Source organism: Robiginitalea sp. (assembly GCF_049588695.1).
GTDB lineage: Bacteria > Bacteroidota > Bacteroidia > Flavobacteriales > Flavobacteriaceae > Robiginitalea.
In genome coordinates this window covers 1-2558 of the sequence record NZ_JBAVZJ010000366.1, presented here as the reverse complement: position 1 = coordinate 2558, position 2558 = coordinate 1, and the positions used below count along the sequence as shown (strand labels likewise).

Below are 2558 nucleotides of genomic sequence, written 5' to 3'. Positions count from 1 at the left end.
CCTTAATGTTCTCCGAGACGGGTAACGGCCCGGCAAAGTTGATCAAGACCTTTCGTAAGAAGTCTCATCGGCCATTGCTCAAAGGCGCCTTTATCGAAGAAGCAGTTTTCGTCGGTGACGATAAACTGGACACCCTGGTGAGCATTAAATCCAAGGAAGAGGTTATTGGAGACATTGTAGCCCTGCTGCAATCCCCTGCCAAAAATGTTATTTCCGGACTGAAATCCGGAGGAGGCAAGCTGGCAGGTATTCTGAAAACCTTGTCCGAAAAATAATTTCGTTCGCACTATTAACCTAAGTATAAATTAATTCGATTTTTAAAACGATAGTAAAATGGCAGATTTAAAAGAATTCGCAGAACAGCTTGTTAATCTTACCGTAAAAGAGGTAAATGAATTGGCTGATATCCTTAAGGAGGAGTATGGCATCGAGCCTGCTGCTGCCGCTGTAGCTGTAGCCGGTGGGGCTGCTGCCGGAGCAGACGGTGGTGAGGCTGCTGAAGAGCAGACTGAGTTTGATGTAATCCTTAAAGCAGCGGGTGGTTCCAAACTGGCCGTGGTTAAATTGGTAAAAGAACTTACCGGTCTTGGCCTTAAGGATGCTAAAGAGATTGTCGACAGTGCTCCTAAAGCCGTTAAGGAAGGAGTTTCTAAAGATGAAGCTGAAGGAATCAAAACATCTCTGGAAGAAGCAGGAGCCGAAGTTGAGCTTAAATAGTTGCTTTAACCATATGGTTTAGGTTTAGGTCTTTCTGCCCTTTGGGCGGCTAGACCTAAACCCTTTTTTACTATGTATATAAAGGTATATACAGCCTGTTCAGTATTCACGATCTAAATTTGGTCCCTAGATGTTCACAACACAGACTGAAAGAATTAGTTTTGCCACCGCTAAGAACATTCCGGAATACCCGGACTTCTTGGACATTCAGATAAAGTCGTTTCAAGACTTTTTTCAGCTTGAAACCAAATCTGATGAAAGGGGAAATGAAGGCCTCTATAAGACCTTCATGGAGAACTTTCCTATAACCGATACCCGGAACCAATTTGTACTGGAATTCCTCGATTACTTTATCGATCCGCCAAGGTACAGTATACAGGAGTGCATTGAGCGAGGTCTCACGTATAGCGTGCCGTTAAAGGCCCGTCTGAAACTGTATTGTACAGATCCGGAGCACGAGGATTTTGAAACTATTGTTCAGGATGTTTATCTGGGAACCATTCCCTACATGACTCCTAGTGGTACCTTTGTGATCAATGGTGCTGAACGCGTAGTGGTTTCACAGTTGCACCGTTCACCCGGTGTATTTTTTGGGCAGTCTTTCCACGCGAACGGAACAAAGCTGTATTCAGCCCGTGTCATTCCGTTTAAAGGATCGTGGATTGAATTTGCCACAGATATCAATAGCGTTATGTACGCTTATATCGACCGGAAAAAGAAATTGCCGGTTACCACCCTTTTCCGCGCCATTGGTTTTGAGCGCGACAAGGATATCCTGGAGATATTTGACCTTTCAGAGGAAGTAAAGGTCACCAAAACGGGACTTAAAAAAATTCAGGGGCGCAAGCTTGCTGCACGTGTTCTAAAGACGTGGCATGAGGACTTTGTCGATGAAGATACAGGAGAAGTGGTCTCCATCGAGCGAAACGAGATTGTACTCGATCGGGATACGGTATTGGAAAAGGAGCATTTGGATATGATCCTGGAGACCGATGTGAAAACCATCCTGCTTCACAAAGAGAATAACGCCCAGAGCGATTATGCTATTATTTACAATACGCTTCAGAAAGATCCGACCAACTCGGAAAAAGAAGCTGTAGAACATATTTATCGTCAACTGCGGAATGCGGAACCACCCGATGAGGAAACCGCAAGGGGAATCATCGATAAGCTTTTCTTCTCGGATCAGCGCTACAACCTCGGTGAGGTGGGCCGGTACCGTATGAATAAGAAACTCGGACTGGATATCGGAATGGACAAGCAAGTGCTTACCCGTGAGGATATCATTACGATTATTAAATATCTGATCGAGCTGATCAATTCCAAGGCAGAGATCGATGATATCGATCACCTTTCCAACCGGAGGGTGCGTACGGTAGGGGAGCAGCTTTCTGCCCAGTTTGGTGTTGGCTTGGCCCGGATGGCCCGGACCATACGCGAGCGTATGAATGTCAGGGATAATGAAGTGTTTACCCCCATTGACCTGATCAATGCGAAAACACTGTCTTCGGTCATCAATTAATTTTTCGGGACCAATCAGCTGTCCCAGTTTATGGATCAGACCAACCCGCTGGCTGAAATCACACATAAGCGAAGACTTTCTGCCCTGGGGCCCGGAGGACTTTCCAGGGAACGTGCAGGTTTTGAAGTCCGCGATGTGCATTATACGCATTACGGAAGGCTTTGCCCGATTGAAACGCCGGAAGGACCGAATATCGGATTGATTTCCTCCCTCGCTGTTTTTGCCAAGGTAAACCAGATGGGCTTCCTGGAAACACCTTATCGAAAGGTAGATGACGGGAAGGTGGACATCGCCAATTACAAATTCCTCAGTGCTGAGG

Annotated in this window: 2 protein-coding genes and 1 pseudogene; all 3 read left to right on the top strand. The window is 46.0% G+C overall.

Annotated elements, in window-relative coordinates; all coding sequences use genetic code 11:
* Positions 1-275, top strand: a 275-nt coding sequence (gene rplJ, locus WBV75_RS08805) for a 50S ribosomal protein L10 (RefSeq protein WP_424120256.1), incomplete at its 5' end; no start/stop codon positions are given.
* A gap of 58 nt (positions 276-333) precedes the next feature.
* Positions 334-717, top strand: coding sequence for a 50S ribosomal protein L7/L12 (gene rplL, locus WBV75_RS08800; protein ID WP_424120255.1), 384 nt, complete (start codon positions 334-336; stop codon positions 715-717).
* A gap of 130 nt (positions 718-847) precedes the next feature.
* Positions 848-2558 (top strand): annotated as a pseudogene (gene rpoB, locus WBV75_RS08795) (DNA-directed RNA polymerase subunit beta); the annotation flags it as partial.